Raw genomic sequence first — 16254 nt, forward strand, 5'->3', positions numbered from 1 at the left:
GCGTGGACATTGATGGGTGGCCTACCGTTGAGGAACGGCACCAGCCGGTACGACGAAAGGACAGCGGATGCCCGACCCCGGTATCGAGAACGTTTTGCACGGGCGCACCTTCGATGCCGTGCTCTTCGACATGGACGGCACCCTCATCGATTCCACGCCCGCGGTCAACCGCTCGTGGGCAGCCTGGGCCGAAGAATGGGGAGTGGCTAAAGACGAGACGTCCCACGGACGCCCGGCCCGCGACATCATCGAGGAACTCGTGCCGCCTGAACGTGTCGACGAAGCGATCGCGCGTATTCTCGAGCTCGAAACCGCCGACACCAACGACATCACCGTGCTGCCCGGCGCCGCCGCGCTCGTGAACAGCCTGCCGGAGAGTCGACGGGCCATTGTCACGTCCTGCGCGCGGCCATTGGCGGTCGCGCGGCTGGGGGCATCCGCTTTGGTGGCACCGATGGTGATCGTGACCATCGATGACACCCCGCGTGGCAAACCCTCTCCCGAGCCGTTTCTCGCGGGAGCCGCGCGGCTCGGAGTCGACCCGCGACGGTGCCTCGTGATCGAGGATGCGCCCGCCGGATTGCAGGCCGGCCGGGCCGCCGGCTGCACCACGATCGGCGTCGCCGGAACCTATGCGGCCGCCGAGCTTGACGCTGATCTCATCGTGCCGGGACTTGATCACCTGCGAGTGGAAGTCACCCCGAACGGCCTGATTTTTCGTCTCGTGCCGCCCAAAAGCTAAGAACGGTCACCGCCACCACTCAAATGAACGTAACGTTGATAGGCGGTATGCGCGTTCGGCTTTTCCGAGTGGCGCGAGTACGCAAAACGAAAGGTTCTACCCTCTTGGACGACGAATGCATCCACGGACTCGAGGGCCAATTGTGCGCCCTGTGCTATCCCAAAGTGGTCACTGAACCCCTCACCCCGGTGAAGAAGACCCGCGCGCCGAAGCTGTCTTCACTGCGCGACCCGCTGCCGACCGCGGCCATGCCCGCCGCTCGCGCGCCTCGCCCGGTTCGCGTCGCCGGAGCCCCGCGTCCGGTGCGGGCCGAGAAGGTTTCCACCGACAATGTCGATGAGCAGCGCGTGTATCACCTCACCCACATCAGCAACCTCGCCGCGATTTTGCAGGACGGGCGCCTGCTGGCCGACGACGCCCTGTCGACCCGTCCGGTCGTGGACATCTCAGCCCCGGCCACGCGCGAGCTGCGCCGGGCGGCGCTGGTGGCCGGCGACGGTCGCAGTGTTGCCGAGTACGTGCCGTTCTTCCTGTCGCCCAACGCGACCGTGTGGGAGAGCGTGCGCGCCGAAGCCGCTGACCCGCGCCTGGCGCTCGACGCACACGGTTCCGAGGCCTTCGACTTCGTCATGCTCGTCAGCACGGTCAAGAAGATCAACGACGGTCTCGCAGCAGTGGCAGCTCCGGCCGACGACGGGGCTCCCCTCGTTCCCAGCGTGGTCGCCGTCACCAACGGTGACGCCGCCGGAGCGCTCACCAGATTCGGCGCCACGCCGGCCACCGCCGAGCGCATGCTGCAGACCCTGCGCGCCGAGGCCGACGGCGCGATGATTCTTGACGCCGAACTGCTCGTTCCGGGCGCCGTGCCGATGGAACTGATCACGCTGATCGGCGTCTGCAACGACAACGTGCGCGAGACCGTGCGCGGCACCCTGAAGCTCAGCGCGTTCAAGCCCAAGGTCGCGGTCTACCCGCCGTGGTTCCACACTTCCGCTGACGCCCTGTAGTAAGGTCGGGCCACTTTTTCCGTACGGGACCCGGGCCCGTTTGTAAACTGGGCCCGCGGATGTAAGGTGGCCCGGTGGCGGGCCGGCGCGCAAACGTTCGAGACTAGACCACGCCGAGGGGCAGGTGCTCGCCGGCGGGCAGCTCCCCCCGAATACCGTCGCCCGGGTGCACGACACCGCCGGTGACCACGACGCCCATGATGCCGCCGCGGCGCTCGACGGTACCGGCGGCATCCGTTTTGATCAGCTGCTTCATCAGGCCTTGTTGGTACGCGTTGATCTGCGAACACGGACTGCGCATGCCGGTGATCGACACAACAGCCTCGGCACCGAGGTGCAGCAGGGTTCCGAGTGGCAGCTGCATCAGGTCGATTCCGGCAGTCGTCACGTTCTCGCCGAGTTCGCCCGGAGCCACGATGTGGCCGGTAGCTATGAGATCGTCAAAGAGTTCGGCTGCAATGAAGTGCACCTGGCACAGGTTCGGAGCCGACGGGTTGCGCTTCTTCAGGTAGCGGTGTTGCGCCGTGGCACCAGAGTGCGAGTCACCCTCGACGCCGAATCCGGCCAGCAAACGGATGCTGCTCACCACCGGCTTGCTGAAGCGGTGCTCGTCATCACGGCTGACGGAAACAACCGTGCCAGCGGGTCCGTCACTTGTCATGCCCCCGATTCTGCCACAGCGCACGCACGTTCGAAGAGACATGGACAACACCGACAGCGCAGGCGTCAAAATGTTTGTGTCAAGCAGTTGACGCGGCAACTTGCCGGGCCTACATTGCATCAGTGGAAAGGTTGCCGATGACCAGTGTTGCCCCGGGCCAGCCCGACGAGTACCGCACCGTGACCGCACCTGCGCCGCCGGTTGGAACCGATCCAACCGTCGAACGCGCAGACGAACCGGCACCGTATATCGCGCGCCCCTACCGCGCGCTCGAGCGAGAACTGGAACGAGCGGTGCGCGACCGGGCCGAGGTCAACCTTCGAGTTACCGCGGCCGTGACCGCCATGCACGACGGCGGCGGCACCTGGGCCGATATCGCACGCATCCTCGGTACCGCCCCGCAGACCGCGCACAAGAAGTACAGCAAACCGCGGCCACCACGTGCGGCTTCCGCCGACTGAGTCTGACGCGGTCACCCGTCTGGCACGTGCCGCCCGGCTGCCGGGGGCCGCACGTCGGGTCTGCGGCCCTCGGTCGGGTGATGGCATTGTGGCCCAGATTCCGCGGCGGTGATATGGTCTCGAGGCAAATCTCCCCGATTGAAAGGACACCATGCACGCCTCCGAAACTCTCAGCAACAACCTGCAGTCCGTTTTGGTCGACCTGATCGAGCTGCACGTTCAGGGCAAGCAAGCCCACTGGAGCGTCGTCGGCAAGAACTTTCGCGACCTGCACCTGCAGCTCGATGAAATCATCATCGACGCTCGCGAATTCTCCGACGAAGTCGCCGAGCGCATGCGCGCCCTCGACGCCATGCCCGACGGCCGCAGCGAGACGGTCACCAAAACCACCCACCTGCCCAAGTTTCCCGACGGAGAAGTCGACACCGCCGAGACGGTGACGCTCATCACCGAACGCCTCGATGCCGTCGTCGACAATATGCGCAAGGTGCACGATGAGGTCGACGAGGAAGACCCCACCAGCGCGGACATCCTGCACGCATTTATCGAGAAGCTCGAGCAGTACTCCTGGATGGTCAGCGCCGAGAACCGCAAACCGCGCAAGCGGTCCGCGGTGAAGTCCGCCCACCGCTCCTCCTGACGAGCACTGCACACAACGAGGCTTCGTGAGTCGAGAGGGTTGTCATGAGGCTTGAATCTCATCCGCGTCCGGCTGTTCGCGATGATCTGGCCACCGCGTCCGGCGCGGTCAACGGTGACGCGCGGCGGGCGCTGACGCTCGCGAGCTCTCTCGCATCCGTTCCCCGACCCGGGGAGGGACACACCGCACTGCTCTTTGACACCCTGTCGACGGTCGGCGCCGCTGACCTCACCGCGGCACGGGTCGTCGAAGCTCACCTCGACGCGCTGGCGATACTCCACCAGGCGGGCTACCCGGCCCGGCCCGACCAAACCTGGGGTGTCTTTGCGGCCGAAGGACCAGAAATGACGCTCAGAGCAACGCCAGGCCATGGCGGATGGCGACTCGACGGCGTCAAGCCGTGGTGTTCCCTCGCCGGACTTCTCAGCCACGCCCTCGTGACCGCGCACGTTGCTCGCCCGGACGGCACCATCGGCCGACGGCTGTTCGCCGTCGATCTCCGTCAACCCGGGCTGACCGTGCACGACGACGCCTGGGTGGCCCGCGGACTCGCCCAGGTTACGAGCGGCCCGGTCGATTTCTCGCACGTCGCTGCCGATCCGGTCGGCGGCGACGGGTGGTACCTGAGCCGACCGGGATTCGCCTGGGGCGGTATCGGTGTGGCCGCCGTCTGGTGGGGCGGTGCCGTCGGCCTCGCCCGCACGTTGTTCGATTCCGTCCACAGCCGCACTCCCGACCAGATCGCTCTCGCCCACCTCGGGGCCGTCGATCTGGCCGTGACCGGATGCGAACAGGTACTCGCGGCAGCCGCAGCAGCCATTGATGAAGGTGCCGCCGACGGGCCGGCCGGTGCCCTGCTCGCCGCACGCGTGCGCGGACTCGTCGCGCATACCGTCGACGAGGTTATATTCCATATTGGGCATGCGCTGGGTCCGGCCCCACTGGCACTCGATGCCCGGCATACCCAGCGGTTCGCCGACCTGCAGCTGTATGTGCGCCAGCATCACGCCGAGCGCGACGATGCGGCGTTGGGCCACCTGCTCGTGACGAGGGGGAGTGCGCCATGGTGACGTTCAATCATTCCGACAGCGGTACGCCCGAGAAGACCTGGGAGGCGGCCCACTGGCCCGATCGGTTCAGTGCTCTTGGCCTCGACACCCTCAAGCGTCTGGTCGTCGTGTCAGCGCATCCCGACGACGAGAGTCTCGGTGTCGGCGGCCTCATCGCCCATGTCGCCGGGCTCGGGCTGCCGATCGTCGTGATCGTCCTCAGTAACGGCGAGGCGTCGCACCCGAAATCGCAGACCCACGACGCGGCCAGACTCGCGCAGATCCGCCGCATTGAGGTGACGGATGCCCTCGCTCACCTCGCCCCGAACGCTCAGGTTCACCTGTTGGAACTTCCCGACGGCAAGCTGGCGGAGCACGTGGCCGTCGCCGAGGGCGCGATCGCCGAGGCGATCGGTGATGCGGGCGACTCGACCTGGGTGGTAGCGCCGTGGCACGCCGACGGGCATCCGGATCATGCTGCAGCCAGTGCGGCCGCGGAACGCGCCGTGCGTGAACGCCGGGCGCGCCTGTTCGAATATCCGATCTGGGCCTGGCACTGGTCGAGCCCCGAGGATGCGGTGTGGTCTGCTGAAACCGTTCGGCTCTTTCAGTTGAAGCCCGCCGAACGCAAGGCCAAAGCTCGTGCCCTCGCCCTGCATCGCAGCCAGGTGGGGCCCCTGTCGGATTCCCCCGGCGATGAAGCCGTCGTGCCGCCCGGCTTTCGGGCGCACTTCGCGCGCGAATTTGAAACGCTGATCGAGGTGGGTTCGCGGCCCAACTCACCAGCGGATGCCCGCGCCAACCCCGACCGCACCCTCACCGCTGGGTATTTCAACACCGTCTACTCGTCCGGCCCCGACCCGTGGGGTTTTGAAACCCGGTGGTATGAGAAACGTAAGCGAGCGGCCCTCATCGCGGCCCTGCCCCGACAGCGGTTTGGTACAGCGTTGGAATTGGGCTGCTCCACCGGTGTGCTCACCGCTGAACTGGCCGACCGCTGTGACACCGTGCTGGGAGTCGATCTGGTCGAGCAGCCGCTCGTCATTGCCAGGCAACGGCTCGCGGGCCGCCCGGGAGTGAGTTTTGAGCGCCGAACTCTGCCGGGGGACTGGCCGGAGGGCGAGTTCGGGCTGATCGTGCTGTCGGAGGTGGGGTATTACTGCTCGGCTGTGGACCTGCGCCGCCTTCTCGAACGATGCCGTGCCAGTCTCGCTGCTGGCGGGGTGCTCGTGGCCTGCCACTGGCGGCATCCGGTCGCCGATTACCCGCTCACCGGCGACGCGGTGCACGCTCAACTGACCCACGTGGTGGGGCTGCAGCGCACCGTGCACCATCTGGAACGTGATTTCGTACTGGAAGTCTACGAGCAGCGGCCGGCCCTGTCGGTGGCCCAGCGCGACGGGCTGGTGCCGTGACCGGACCCCTGCCGATCACAGACGTGGTCATCGTCGTTCCCGTGCGCAACGAAGAGCGGCTGCTACCGCGCTGCCTGACCGCGCTGTCCGCGGCAATCGACGCGCTGAGTGTCGTGCCGGAGCCGGAACGGCCGCGAGTACTCGTGGTTCTGGTGCTCGACCAATGCACCGACTTGTCCGTGCGCGTCGCCGCCCACTGGACCGCTTTTCATCGCCACGAGATCGCGGCGGGAGCGGTCGGCGTCGCCCGCCGCGACGGTATTCGGCGCGCGCTGGGGCGGCTTGGGCCTTCACGAGCGGATGGCTTGGCATCCGCTTCGCAGATCTGGATCGCGACGACCGATGCAGACTCGGCCGTGCCGCCGAACTGGCTGGTCACCCAACTCGCCCTGGCCCGTAACGGGGCCGAGCTCGTGCTCGGAACCGTGCAGCCCGACGACGATCTGGCCGCACACGAACTGCTGCGCTGGGAGGAGCTGCACACGATCGGCGAGGGGCATCCGCACGTTCACGGCGCCAACCTGGGCGTGCGGGCCGACAGCTACGATGCTGCCGGGGAATTTGCGCCCGTCGACCGAGACGAAGACGTTCTGCTCGTGGCAGCGCTGCGCAATCTCGGGGTGGTCGAGGCCCGCACGGCCCTGATTCCCGTGCTGACCTCTGGGCGACGAATCGGTCGGGCCCCGGCCGGTTTCGCCGGATACCTGCGTGATCATGTCGACGCCGACCGGAAGAATGGAATGATGAACCGATGACCTATCTTCCGAATGAATCCCGCTACGAGTCCATGCCCTACCGCCGCGCCGGACGTAGCGGCCTGAAGCTTCCCGCCATTTCGCTGGGCCTGTGGCAGAACTTCGGTGATGACAAGCCGCTCGCAACGCAGCGAGCCATCCTGCGCCGCGCATTCGACCTCGGCATCACCCATTTCGACCTCGCCAACAACTACGGGCCCCCCTACGGATCGGCCGAAACCAACTTCGGTCAGCTGTTCCGTGAAGACTTCGCGGCGCACCGCGACGAGGTCGTGCTTTCCACCAAGGCTGGCTACGACATGTGGCCGGGCCCGTACGGCAACTTCGGCAGCCGCAAATACCTGCTGTCGAGCCTTGACCAGTCGCTCTCCCGCATGGGGGTGGACTACGTCGACATTTTCTATTCCCACCGCGCCGACCCCGACACTCCGCTCGAAGAGACCATGGGCGCCCTGCACACCGCAGTGACGAGCGGCCGTGCCCTCTATGCCGGAATCTCCTCCTACTCGCCGGAACGCACCCGCGAGGCCGCGGCGATTCTGGCCGATCTCGGCACGCCGCTGCTGATTCACCAGCCTTCGTTTTCCATGTTCAACCGGTGGGTCGAGGGCGACCTGCTCGACACCCTGGAAGACATCGGCGCCGGCTGCATCGCGTTCTCACCGCTGGCCCAAGGACTGCTCACCGACCGCTACCTCGGCGGTATCCCGGCCGATTCCCGGGTCGCCAGGGACGGATCGGCCAACAAGTCCATGGTGAGCCCCGAGGCGCTCGTGCATATTCGGGCGCTGACCGAGATCGCCTCCGGGCGTGGCCAGTCCCTCGCACAGATGGCACTGGCCTGGATCCTGCGCAATTCCGAAGTGACCAGCGCTCTGGTCGGGGCCTCGTCGGTCGCCCAGCTCGAAACCAACGTCGGGGCGCTGCAGAACCTCGAGTTCAGCGCCGAGGAACTCACCGCCATCGACGTGCACGCCGTCGACAACGGCATCAACCTGTGGGCGGCTTCGAGCGACGTTTAGCCCCGGTCAGGGCTCGAGCAGACCGCGAATGTCATTGGCGGTCAGCGCGGTGCTGAACATGGCATCGTCGTCGAGAACTGAACTGAACAGTTGGGACTTCTGCTTCTGCAGCGCCACCACCTTCTCCTCGATGGTGCCGGTGGCGACCAGCCGGTACACCATCACATTTCGGGTCTGGCCGATGCGGTGCGTGCGGTCGATGGCCTGTGTCTCGGTCTGCGGGTTCCACCACGGGTCGAGCAGAAACACGTAGTCGGCTTCGGTGAGGTTGAGACCGAAGCCGCCGGCCTTGAGGCTGATCAGGAACACCGGCGCGGCCCCGCTCTTGAACCGGTCGATCACCTCGCTGCGGCGCAGCGTCGACCCGTCGAGATAGCAATACGGAACGCCCTTCGCGTCGAGCCGGGCGGCGGCGAGCTTGAGAAAGGAGGTGAACTGGCTGAAAATGAGGGCCCTGTGCCCCTCGGCAATGACATCGTCGAGCTGCTCGAACAGGGCGTCGAGCTTGCTCGAGCGCACACCGGCATACTTCTTATCGACGAGCGAGGCGTCGAGGCTGAGCAGCCGCAGCAGGGTGAGCGAGCGAAAAATGATGAACCGGTTCTTGTCGAGCTCCTCGATCAAACCGTAGAGCTTCTGCCTTTCGCGCTGCAGGAAGGTGTCGTAGAGCTTCTGGTGCGCCGGATTCAGAATGATCTGCAGTTCCTGTTCCTGCTTAGGGGGCAAATCGCGCGCGACGACCTCCTTGGTGCGGCGCAAAATCAGCGGGCGGATGCGCCGGCGCAGCTTCGCGAGTTGCTCCGGACTCTCCCCGCGCGTCACCGGGCGCACGTACTCCTCGGTGAATTTGCGCGACGACGCGAACAGGCCCGGTGCCACAATGCTGAACAGCGACCACAGGTCCATCAGATTGTTCTCGAGCGGGGTGCCCGTGATCGCAAGCTTGAACGGTGTGTTGATTTCTTTCGCACAGGCATACGCACGGCTGGTGCGGTTCTTCACGAACTGGGCTTCGTCCAGAACGAGCCCGGCCCAGGACACCGCCTGGTAGGCGTCAAAATCGAGCCGGAACAGGGCGTAGGAGGTGACCAGCACGTCGACGTCGGCGGCGACATCGGCTATCAGGGTACGACTCTTGGCCTCGGTCGCGGTGAGTGTGCGCACGCGCAGCCCGGGCGTGAACCGGGTCGCCTCGTTGAGCCAGTTCGTGACAACGGATGTCGGCGCCACCACCAGAAACGGCCCCGGTCGCGACGTGCGCGCGTGCACCAACAGTGCCAGGGTTTGCAGCGTTTTGCCGAGCCCCATGTCGTCGGCGAGCACCCCGCCGAGCTGGTGTTTCCAGAGGAAGGCGAGCCAGGCGAAGCCCTCTTGCTGGTACGGGCGCAGGGTGGCCTGCACGTCGGCGGGCACCTCAACCGGGTCGATTCCGGCCAGGTCTTTCAGCCCGGCAGCGGCGGCCCGCCACGACACGGCAGGCACGGTCTCGTCGGCGAGATCCTCGAAATCGCTCCACAGACTGGCCTGGTAGCGGCTGATGCGCAGGCCGGTTTCCCATTCCTGCAGGGCTCGGGCCTCGTTGATGAGCTCGTGGAGCTGCTCAAACTCGGGTTGCTGCAGCGAGAGATAGCTATTGTCCACCAGTTTCAGGCGGGTCTGGCCCTTCGCGAGTGCCTTGAACAGCGGCCCGAACGGCACGGTGATCGCGCCGACGGTAACGATCACGCCGAGGTCGAACCAGTCCCGCTGGTCGGTCTCCACGGTCGTGATCACGAGGTGCGGCGTTTCAGTGCGCTCAAAATTATCGGGCAGCACCGCGGGAAAGTGCACCGATGAATCCGTGCTGGTGACCGCGACCCGGCGCTGTAGGGACGGGTACACGGTGCCCAGAAACTCGGCCGTGTCAGCGGCGGGAACACTCGCCGCGTCGACCTGCCCGACCAAGTGACGTTGCTCGTCGCTCAGCGGGCCGGCGGTCGGCGCGAGCGTGAACATGGTCGGCGTGCCGAACCGCACGCTGTAGAGGCCGTGGCCAGCAATGATTCCGGCGGCTGAGAGCGGGTGCGGGGCTCCGTCGATCTGCAGGCGGGCCTGCAGGGTGAGCGGGCCGGCGGCATCCGTTTGGGAAGCATCGAGGCTGATTTCGGCGAGCGAACCGACCCGCACGATCACATCCTTCTTGTTGCCGACGAAGCCGATGCCGAGCTGTTCGGCTTCACCCAGCAGCGGCCAGAGCAGTGGGCTGGTGAAGTTGTCAAGGTAGATCCAGTCGGTTTCCTGGCTGGTGTAGACCTCGCGCACGGCTTTGTAGAGGGCGGCAAACTGCGAGATCCAACGGTGGTGCTCTGGATCGAGGTTGAACCGGTTCAGCTGAAAGGTGAGGTGGCTCCAGGTGACATTACTGCGCACCCAGTTACCCTGGGCGTTGTGGATGACCGGCCGTACGCCGAGCCGGTAATCGCCATGCCCGGCCACGAGGGTCTTCACGGCCTTGGCGGTCGGCCCCCGCCAACGGTCGTTGGTGCGCGGAGTCTGCTCCCGCAGCTCGAACTGCAGCCCCATCGGCACTTTCGGGCCAGTGGTTGGCGGTCGCGGCTGCCCAAAATTGCCAATTCGCGGTAAAGCGGATGCCCCGCGCGGCGCTTCCGGCGGCAGCACTAGCCGCTTCCAAGCCGGGGTGTCGTCAGCTTCTGGCATTCCCCGCGCGGTCACTCTCGAGCAGGCCGGCGGCATCGAGCACCCAGGCGTAGTTGAATGCCCGCTCGTGCCAGGCACTGTACCGACCGGAGACGCCGCCGTGGCCGGCCGACATTTCGGTCTTGAGCAGGGCATCCGCACCCACTCCGCGCAGCTTGGCCACCCACTTGGCCGGCTCGACATACAGCACCCGGGTATCGTTCAGGCTGGTCACGGCCAGAATTGCCGGATAGGCGACGGGTCGCACGTTCTCGACGGGGGAGTACGACTTCATGTAGGCGTACACCTCCGCGTCGTGCAACGGGTCGCCCCATTCGTCCCACTCGATCACGGTGAGCGGAAGCGACGGGTCGAGAATCGAGGTGAGGGCGTCGACGAACGGAACCTCGGCGAGAATGCCGGAGAACAGCTCGGGCGCGAGGTTCGCGACGGCGCCCATGAGCAGGCCGCCGGCGCTTCCGCCCTCGGCGACCAGTTGGTCGGGGGTGGTGAAGCCCGCGTCCATGAGGTGCCGGGCGCAGCTGACAAAGTCGGTGAAGGTGTTGCGCTTGGTCGTCGTCTTACCGTTTTCATACCAGGTACGACCGAGCTCGCCGCCGCCGCGCACGTGCGCGATGGCGAAGATCATGCCGCGGTCGAGCAGACTGAGCCGGGCGATGCCGAACCCGGGGTCGATGCTGTGCTCGTACGATCCGTAGCCGTAGAGCAGGGTCGGCGCCGGGGTGCCGGGCGTGACGAGGTCGCGGCGGTAGACCAGCGAGATGGGCACACGGGTGCCGTCGTCGGCGGTGGCCCACTCCCGGCGTTGTTCGTAGAGCGTTGCGTCGTAGCCGCCGAGCACGGGCTGCTGTTTGAGCAGGCGGCGCTCGCCCGTCGCAACGACGAGGTCGTAGACCGTTGACGGGGTGACGAAGCTCGTGAAACCGAACCGCAGGGTGGGCTGGTTCCACTCCGGGTTGCCGGCCGAGCCGACGGCGAACAACGGTTCGTCGAAGTCCAATTCGGTGAGTCCGCTCGCGTCTTGGCGGTCGATGGCGAGCCGGGTGAGGCCGTCCCGGCGGTACTCCACGACGAGAAAGTCGGCGAAGGCGTCGACGCCTTCGAGGCGGATCTCGGGGTCGTGGGGCAGCAGCATCCGCTGAGCGCCCTGCGGGTCTTCGGCGGCTACGCTGACCAGCTCGAAGTTCACTGCACTGCCGCTGTTGTGCACGATCAGCAGGCGGTCTTCGTCAGCGATGACGGCGTGCTCAACGTCGTATTCCGTGTTGTCCTGCCGTGGCCAGACCACGGTGAACTCGCCGGTCGGGTCGCTCGCGTCGAGCACCCAGGACTCGGTCGTGACGCTCGACCCGGCCTCGATCATGAGGAACTTGCGGCTGCGGGTGATTCCGACTCCCACCCAAAATCGTTCGTCGGGTTCGTGAAAAATGCTGGCATCAGTGTCTCGTGCGGTGCCAATTTCATGCCGCCACACGGTGTCGGGGCGCCAGGCGTCGTCGACGGTTGTGTAAAAGACGTAGCGTCCACTCGGGTCGAACAGGGCGCCGGCGCTGGTGTTTTCGATCGTGTCCGTGAGGTTTTCGCCGGTCGCGATCGTGCGCACCCGAATCGTGTAGCGTTCGTCGCCCTCCACGTCGACGGCATAGAGCAGCTGGGTGCCGTCGTCGCTCAGATCGAAGCTGCCGAGCGAGAAGAACTCGTGGCCTTCGGCTTCAACGTTGTCGTCGAGCAGAATCTGCTCGCCGGGGACACTCTGCTGAGCGTCACCGAGTACCGGCGCCGCCCAGTCATCCGGGCCGCTGATCGATGCCCGGCAGTGGATGCCGTATTCCTGACCCTCGACGGTGCGGGTGTAGTACCAGTAATCGCCTCGACGCACCGGAACGCTGAGGTCGGTCTCCTGGGTGCGGTTCTTGATCTCGTCGAAGATCTGCTGCCGGAGTGGCTCCTGATTGGCCGTTCGGGCCTCGGTGTAAGCGTTTTCGGCCTCGAGGTGGGCGATGACCTCGGGGCTGTCCTTGTCGCGCAACCACTCGTAGTCGTCGATGTAGACGTCGTCGTGGTGTTCGCGGCGGTGCGGCTTCTTGGTGGCGACGGGAGCGGCGACGGGAGGGGTGATCGGGCCAGAGGTCATCCCCCCAGCGTAGTTCGCACGCCCTGCTTCCACACTCCAGCGGTCAACGGCACTCCGGGACGGTACGCCAGGTGTGAGATCGACGGAGCATTCAGAACCTGCAGGTCGGCGCGGCCACCGACGACCAGGGAGCCGACGGCATCCGCTCCCTGGTCGCGGCCGAGGGACCGGGCTGCCCCGCGGGTGGCCGCCCAGACGGCCTCTCCGACGGTCAGACCCATCTGCAGCACGGCGGTCGCCACACAGAACGGCATCGACGTCGTGTACGAGGTGCCCGGATTGCAGTTGGTCGCGAGGGCGATGCTCACGCCGGCGTCGAGCAGCCGGCGGGCCGGCGGAAACGGCTGCCGGGTCGACAGATCGCAGGCCGGCAACAGGGTGGCGACCGTGGTCGATGCGGCCAGCGCGTCGATATCGGCCGGTTCCAGGTAGTTGCAGTGGTCAACGCTGTGGGCGCCCAGCTCGGCGGCGAGCCGCACACCACCGCTGAATCCGAGCTGATTGCCGTGCACCCGCAATCCCAGGCCGGCGGCACGGCCGGCCAGCAGCACCTCGCGGGTCTCCTCGACATCGAATGCGCCCTGCTCACAGAACGCATCAATGAACTGCACGGAGGGAAGTACAGCCGCGAGCATCGGCCCGGTCACGAGCTCGAGGTAGTCCCGACGATCGATGCCGGTGGGCACGATGTGGGCACCGAGAAAGGTCACGACATCGGCCACCTGGGCGGCGGCCCGCGCCGACCGAGCCTCACTTTCAACGTCGAGCCCGTACCCGGTCTTGGTCTCCAGAAAGGTCGTGCCCTGGGTTTCGGCTTCGTGGCGCAGGCTGCGGGCCGTGGCCACGAGCTCGGTCTCGCTCGCTGCGCGAGTCGCTGCGACGGTCGTGTTGATGCCGCCGGCGGCGTAGGCCTGGCCAGTCATGCGCGCTTCGAACTCGGACGAGCGGTCCCCGCCGAACACGAGATGGGTGTGCGTGTCGACCCAGCCGGGCAGAACGGCGCGGCCACCGACATCCGTTTGGCGATCGGCGGCGGGAGCGTGGGCGGCCGGGCCGATCCAGAGAATGCGACCGTCGCCGATCACGAGGGCTGCGTCGTGCCGGCGCTCGCCGGAGTCGTCGTGCGTGGTGAGTTCGCCGATTCCGGTGATCAACTCGGTCATTCGTCGAGCCTAGCGAGCGCGTCGGCCAGGAGCGTTGCCGGTCGCTCGCCGCCAACCAGCTGACCGCACTCGGCGACCAGGCGCCCGCCGACGAACACGCGCAGCAGGTCGGAGGCCGTCGCGGTTAGCGGCAACTGCTCCGGCGACGACCCGACCGTGCGCACGCCGGTCGTGCTGATCTCGACCAGATCGCACGGATCACCGACCTGCAGCCGGTGGCGGCCGAGCCCCAGGGCGGCATAGCCGGCGGTCGATGCCGCGTTCAGCAACTCGGCCGGCGTGAACCGTCCGCGTTGGTGGGAGGCGAGCCGTTCGCCCATTTCCAGGCCCCGCATCTCTAGGAACGGGTCGATGACCGCGTTCTGATCGGAGCCGAGCGCGATCGGGGCACCCGCTACTGCCAGGGCGAGCGCCGGGCCGATGCCGTCGCCGAGGTCAGCCTCGGTGGTCGGGCACATGACGACGCTCACCCCCGCGTCGCCGAGACGTGCTCGGTCGTCGTCGCTGAGGTGGGTCGCGTGGACGACGCTCAGGCGCGGCGCGAGTGCCCCGAGGGAATCGAGCAGACCGGCCGGGGTCAAACTGTACGCCGCCAGGCAATCCGCGTTCTCCTGCGGCTGCTCGGAGAGGTGAATGTGCAGGGGAATCTCGCCGGGCAGCCCGGCGAGCACCTCGCGCATCGCGTCGGGCGTGACCGCGCGCACCGAGTGCAGGGCCGCCCCGACGGTGACCAGATCGTCGCCGGCCAGCGCTTTGTTCAGCGACGTCCAGCGGGCCAGCCAGCCGGCGGCACTGCCATCGCCAAACGCTTGTTGCTCCGGTGCCAGTTTCCGACCGATGCCACCCTGCAGGTAGACGGTGTCGAGCAGCACCAAACGGATGCCGACGGCCCGCGCCGCCGCCGCAAGCGCCAGTTCCATGGCGTGCTCGGTCGCATACGGTGTGCCATCGTCGTGATGATGCACATAGTGGAACTCGCCGACCGCCGTGTAACCGCTGACAAGCATCTCGGCGAACACCGCTGTGGCCAGCTCCTGATACTTTGGCGGGTCGAGCTGGGCGGCGACCCGATACATCCGCTCACGCCAGAGCCAGAAGTCTCCGCCCTCCGCGTGGGTCTGGCCGCGCAGCGCCCGGTGAAAAGCATGCGAGTGCGCATTGCCAAACCCCGGCACGACCATACCCAGACGGATGTCCGCCGCCTCCGCCACCGCCCCAGGCTGAACCCGCGCGAGGCGTCCGTCGGCGTCAACTTCCAGCCGCACCCCCGCGACGGCCCGGCCGTCGATCAGCAGGTTCTCGCACCAGAATCCGCTCACAGTAGTTCTCTCAGCAACAGTTCCAGGGCATCGACGCCGGCCACGCAGTCTGCCATCTCGGCGAATTCCTCCGGCGCGTGCGAGATGCCGGTGGGGTTGCGCACGAACAGCATCGCGCTCGGCACCTGGGCGGCGAGCACGCCGGCGTCGTGGCCGGCTCCGGTGGCCAGTTCGGGAACCTGGCCGAGGGCCTGGGTAAACCGCGCGCGCAGGCCGGGCTGAAACTGCACCGCGCCGGCCCAGGATTCCTCGGTGAGGGTGGCGGAGCATCCGTTCTGCGCGGCGGCCTGCTGGGCGCGCTCTGCAATGTCGGCCACGAGTAGGCGGGTTTCCTGGTCGGTTTCGGCGCGGGCGTCCAGCCAGGCGGTGACGCGGCTGGCGATGACGTTGGTGCCGCCCGGCATGGCTTCGATGCGACCGATCGTCGCCCGGGTGCCGGGACGATTCCGGGCGGCGGTTTGCACGCCGACGATGGCGGCGGCGGTGGCGACCATCGGGTCGCGGCGCTCGCTCATGGTGGTACCACCGGCATGATTGCCCTGGCCGGTGACACTGAGTCGCCAGCGTCCGTGAGCGAGAATGGACGATGCCACGGCGACGGGCTGGCCGAGGTCGATCAGGCCGCGGCCCTGCTCAACGTGCAGTTCGAGGAACAGTCCGATGCGGGCGAGCGCATCGCGGTCGACGCCGAGGTGCGCCGGGTCAACGCCGACCTTCTGCGCGGCCTCGGCGAGCGTGACCCCGTCACGGTCGGTGAGCGCCCGGGCCTGGTCGGCGTCAATGGCGCCGGCCAACAGCCGAGAGCCGAGGCAGGCGACGCCGAAGCGGGAGCCCTCTTCTTCGGCGAACATCAGAATGGCGCACGGCCTCGACGGCACGAATCCGCTCGCCTGCAGCCGCCCGATGGCTTCCAGGGCGGACACCACGCCGAGCGGCCCGTCGTAGGCGCCGCCGCCGGGAACTGAATCCAGGTGGCTGCCGGTGACGACGGCATCCGTTCCGGGCTGGCCCCACCAGGCCCAGAGGTTGCCGTTGCGATCGGTTTCGACATCGAGGCCGAGGCGCTCGGCGCGCTCGATGAACCAGGAGCGCAGTTCGAGGTCGGCCGCCTGCCAGAGGTGGCGCGAGTAGCCTCCGCGCCGGGGGTCGCGGCCGACATCAGTGATCTCGGCGAGACCGGTGAGCATGC

Annotated in this window: 14 protein-coding genes; 8 read left to right on the top strand and 6 right to left on the bottom strand. The window is 67.0% G+C overall.

Annotated features, from left to right (window positions below; all coding sequences use genetic code 11):
- The first annotated feature begins 67 nt into the window (after nt 1–67).
- Together QMF22_RS03105 and QMF22_RS03110 are read left to right on the top strand one after the other, a co-directional pair.
- Nucleotides 68–742 carry an HAD-IA family hydrolase gene (locus QMF22_RS03105; RefSeq protein ID WP_283450260.1) on the top strand — a complete coding sequence of 225 codons (675 nt, stop codon included), beginning with the start codon at nt 68–70 and terminating at the stop codon, nt 740–742.
- Nucleotides 743–906: 164 nt separating this feature from the next.
- Entirely contained in the window at nt 907–1749 is an 843-nt protein-coding gene (locus QMF22_RS03110; protein ID WP_283450262.1) for a DarT ssDNA thymidine ADP-ribosyltransferase family protein, read from the top strand.
- Between the two features lie 103 nt (nt 1750–1852).
- Here QMF22_RS03110 and QMF22_RS03115 read toward each other — a convergent pair whose 3' ends face one another.
- On the bottom strand, nt 1853–2410 hold the full coding sequence (locus QMF22_RS03115; protein ID WP_283450264.1) for an MOSC domain-containing protein: 558 nt from the start codon (nt 2408–2410) through the stop codon (nt 1853–1855).
- A 137-nt stretch (nt 2411–2547) separates the two neighbouring features.
- Here QMF22_RS03115 and QMF22_RS03120 point away from each other — a divergent pair, with 137 nt between their 5' ends.
- The 6 genes from QMF22_RS03120 to mgrA all read left to right on the top strand — a co-directional run bounded on the left by QMF22_RS03120 (nt 2548) and on the right by mgrA (nt 7752).
- Complete coding sequence (locus QMF22_RS03120; protein WP_283450266.1) at nt 2548–2871, top strand: hypothetical protein; 324 nt, start codon at nt 2548–2550, stop codon at nt 2869–2871.
- A 151-nt stretch (nt 2872–3022) separates the two neighbouring features.
- Nucleotides 3023–3511 carry a Dps family protein gene (locus tag QMF22_RS03125; RefSeq protein WP_283450268.1) on the top strand — a complete coding sequence of 163 codons (489 nt, stop codon included), beginning with the start codon at nt 3023–3025 and terminating at the stop codon, nt 3509–3511.
- Nucleotides 3512–3555: 44 nt separating this feature from the next.
- Nucleotides 3556–4581 carry an acyl-CoA dehydrogenase family protein gene (locus tag QMF22_RS03130; RefSeq protein WP_283450271.1) on the top strand — a complete coding sequence of 342 codons (1026 nt, stop codon included), beginning with the start codon at nt 3556–3558 and terminating at the stop codon, nt 4579–4581.
- Nucleotides 4575–5975: a bifunctional PIG-L family deacetylase/class I SAM-dependent methyltransferase gene (locus QMF22_RS03135; protein WP_283450273.1), complete on the top strand. Its 1401-nt coding sequence runs from the start codon at nt 4575–4577 to the stop codon at nt 5973–5975. Before QMF22_RS03130 ends, QMF22_RS03135 begins: the two co-directional genes overlap by 7 nt.
- Entirely contained in the window at nt 5972–6730 is a 759-nt protein-coding gene (locus QMF22_RS03140; RefSeq protein ID WP_283450275.1) for a glycosyltransferase, read from the top strand. The genes QMF22_RS03135 and QMF22_RS03140 overlap by 4 nt, the downstream gene beginning before the upstream one ends.
- Nucleotides 6727–7752: an L-glyceraldehyde 3-phosphate reductase gene (gene mgrA, locus QMF22_RS03145; protein ID WP_283450277.1), complete on the top strand. Its 1026-nt coding sequence runs from the start codon at nt 6727–6729 to the stop codon at nt 7750–7752. Before QMF22_RS03140 ends, mgrA begins: the two co-directional genes overlap by 4 nt.
- Nucleotides 7753–7758: 6 nt before the next feature.
- On the opposite strand, the gene QMF22_RS03150 is transcribed toward mgrA, so the two are convergent.
- The 5 genes from QMF22_RS03150 to QMF22_RS03170 form a co-directional block, all read right to left on the bottom strand.
- Nucleotides 7759–10314 (bottom strand): DEAD/DEAH box helicase, encoded by a 2556-nt coding sequence (locus tag QMF22_RS03150; RefSeq protein ID WP_283450279.1) that lies wholly within the window; start codon nt 10312–10314, stop codon nt 7759–7761.
- Nucleotides 10315–10435: 121 nt separating this feature from the next.
- On the bottom strand, nt 10436–12583 hold the full coding sequence (locus QMF22_RS03155) for a S9 family peptidase (protein ID WP_283450281.1): 2148 nt from the start codon (nt 12581–12583) through the stop codon (nt 10436–10438).
- The gene (gene hutI, locus QMF22_RS03160; protein WP_283450283.1) at nt 12580–13746 is read right to left on the bottom strand and encodes an imidazolonepropionase; all 1167 of its coding nucleotides are present in this window, start codon (nt 13744–13746) and stop codon (nt 12580–12582) included. Before hutI ends, QMF22_RS03155 begins: the two co-directional genes overlap by 4 nt.
- Nucleotides 13743–15065: a formimidoylglutamate deiminase gene (locus QMF22_RS03165; RefSeq protein WP_283450284.1), complete on the bottom strand. Its 1323-nt coding sequence runs from the start codon at nt 15063–15065 to the stop codon at nt 13743–13745. Before QMF22_RS03165 ends, hutI begins: the two co-directional genes overlap by 4 nt.
- Entirely contained in the window at nt 15062–16252 is a 1191-nt protein-coding gene (locus QMF22_RS03170; RefSeq protein ID WP_283450287.1) for an allantoate amidohydrolase, read from the bottom strand. The genes QMF22_RS03165 and QMF22_RS03170 overlap by 4 nt, the downstream gene beginning before the upstream one ends.
- Between the last annotated feature and the right edge of the window lie 2 nt (nt 16253–16254).

This window comes from Cryobacterium sp. PH31-L1 (assembly GCF_030063145.1).
GTDB lineage: Bacteria > Actinomycetota > Actinomycetes > Actinomycetales > Microbacteriaceae > Cryobacterium.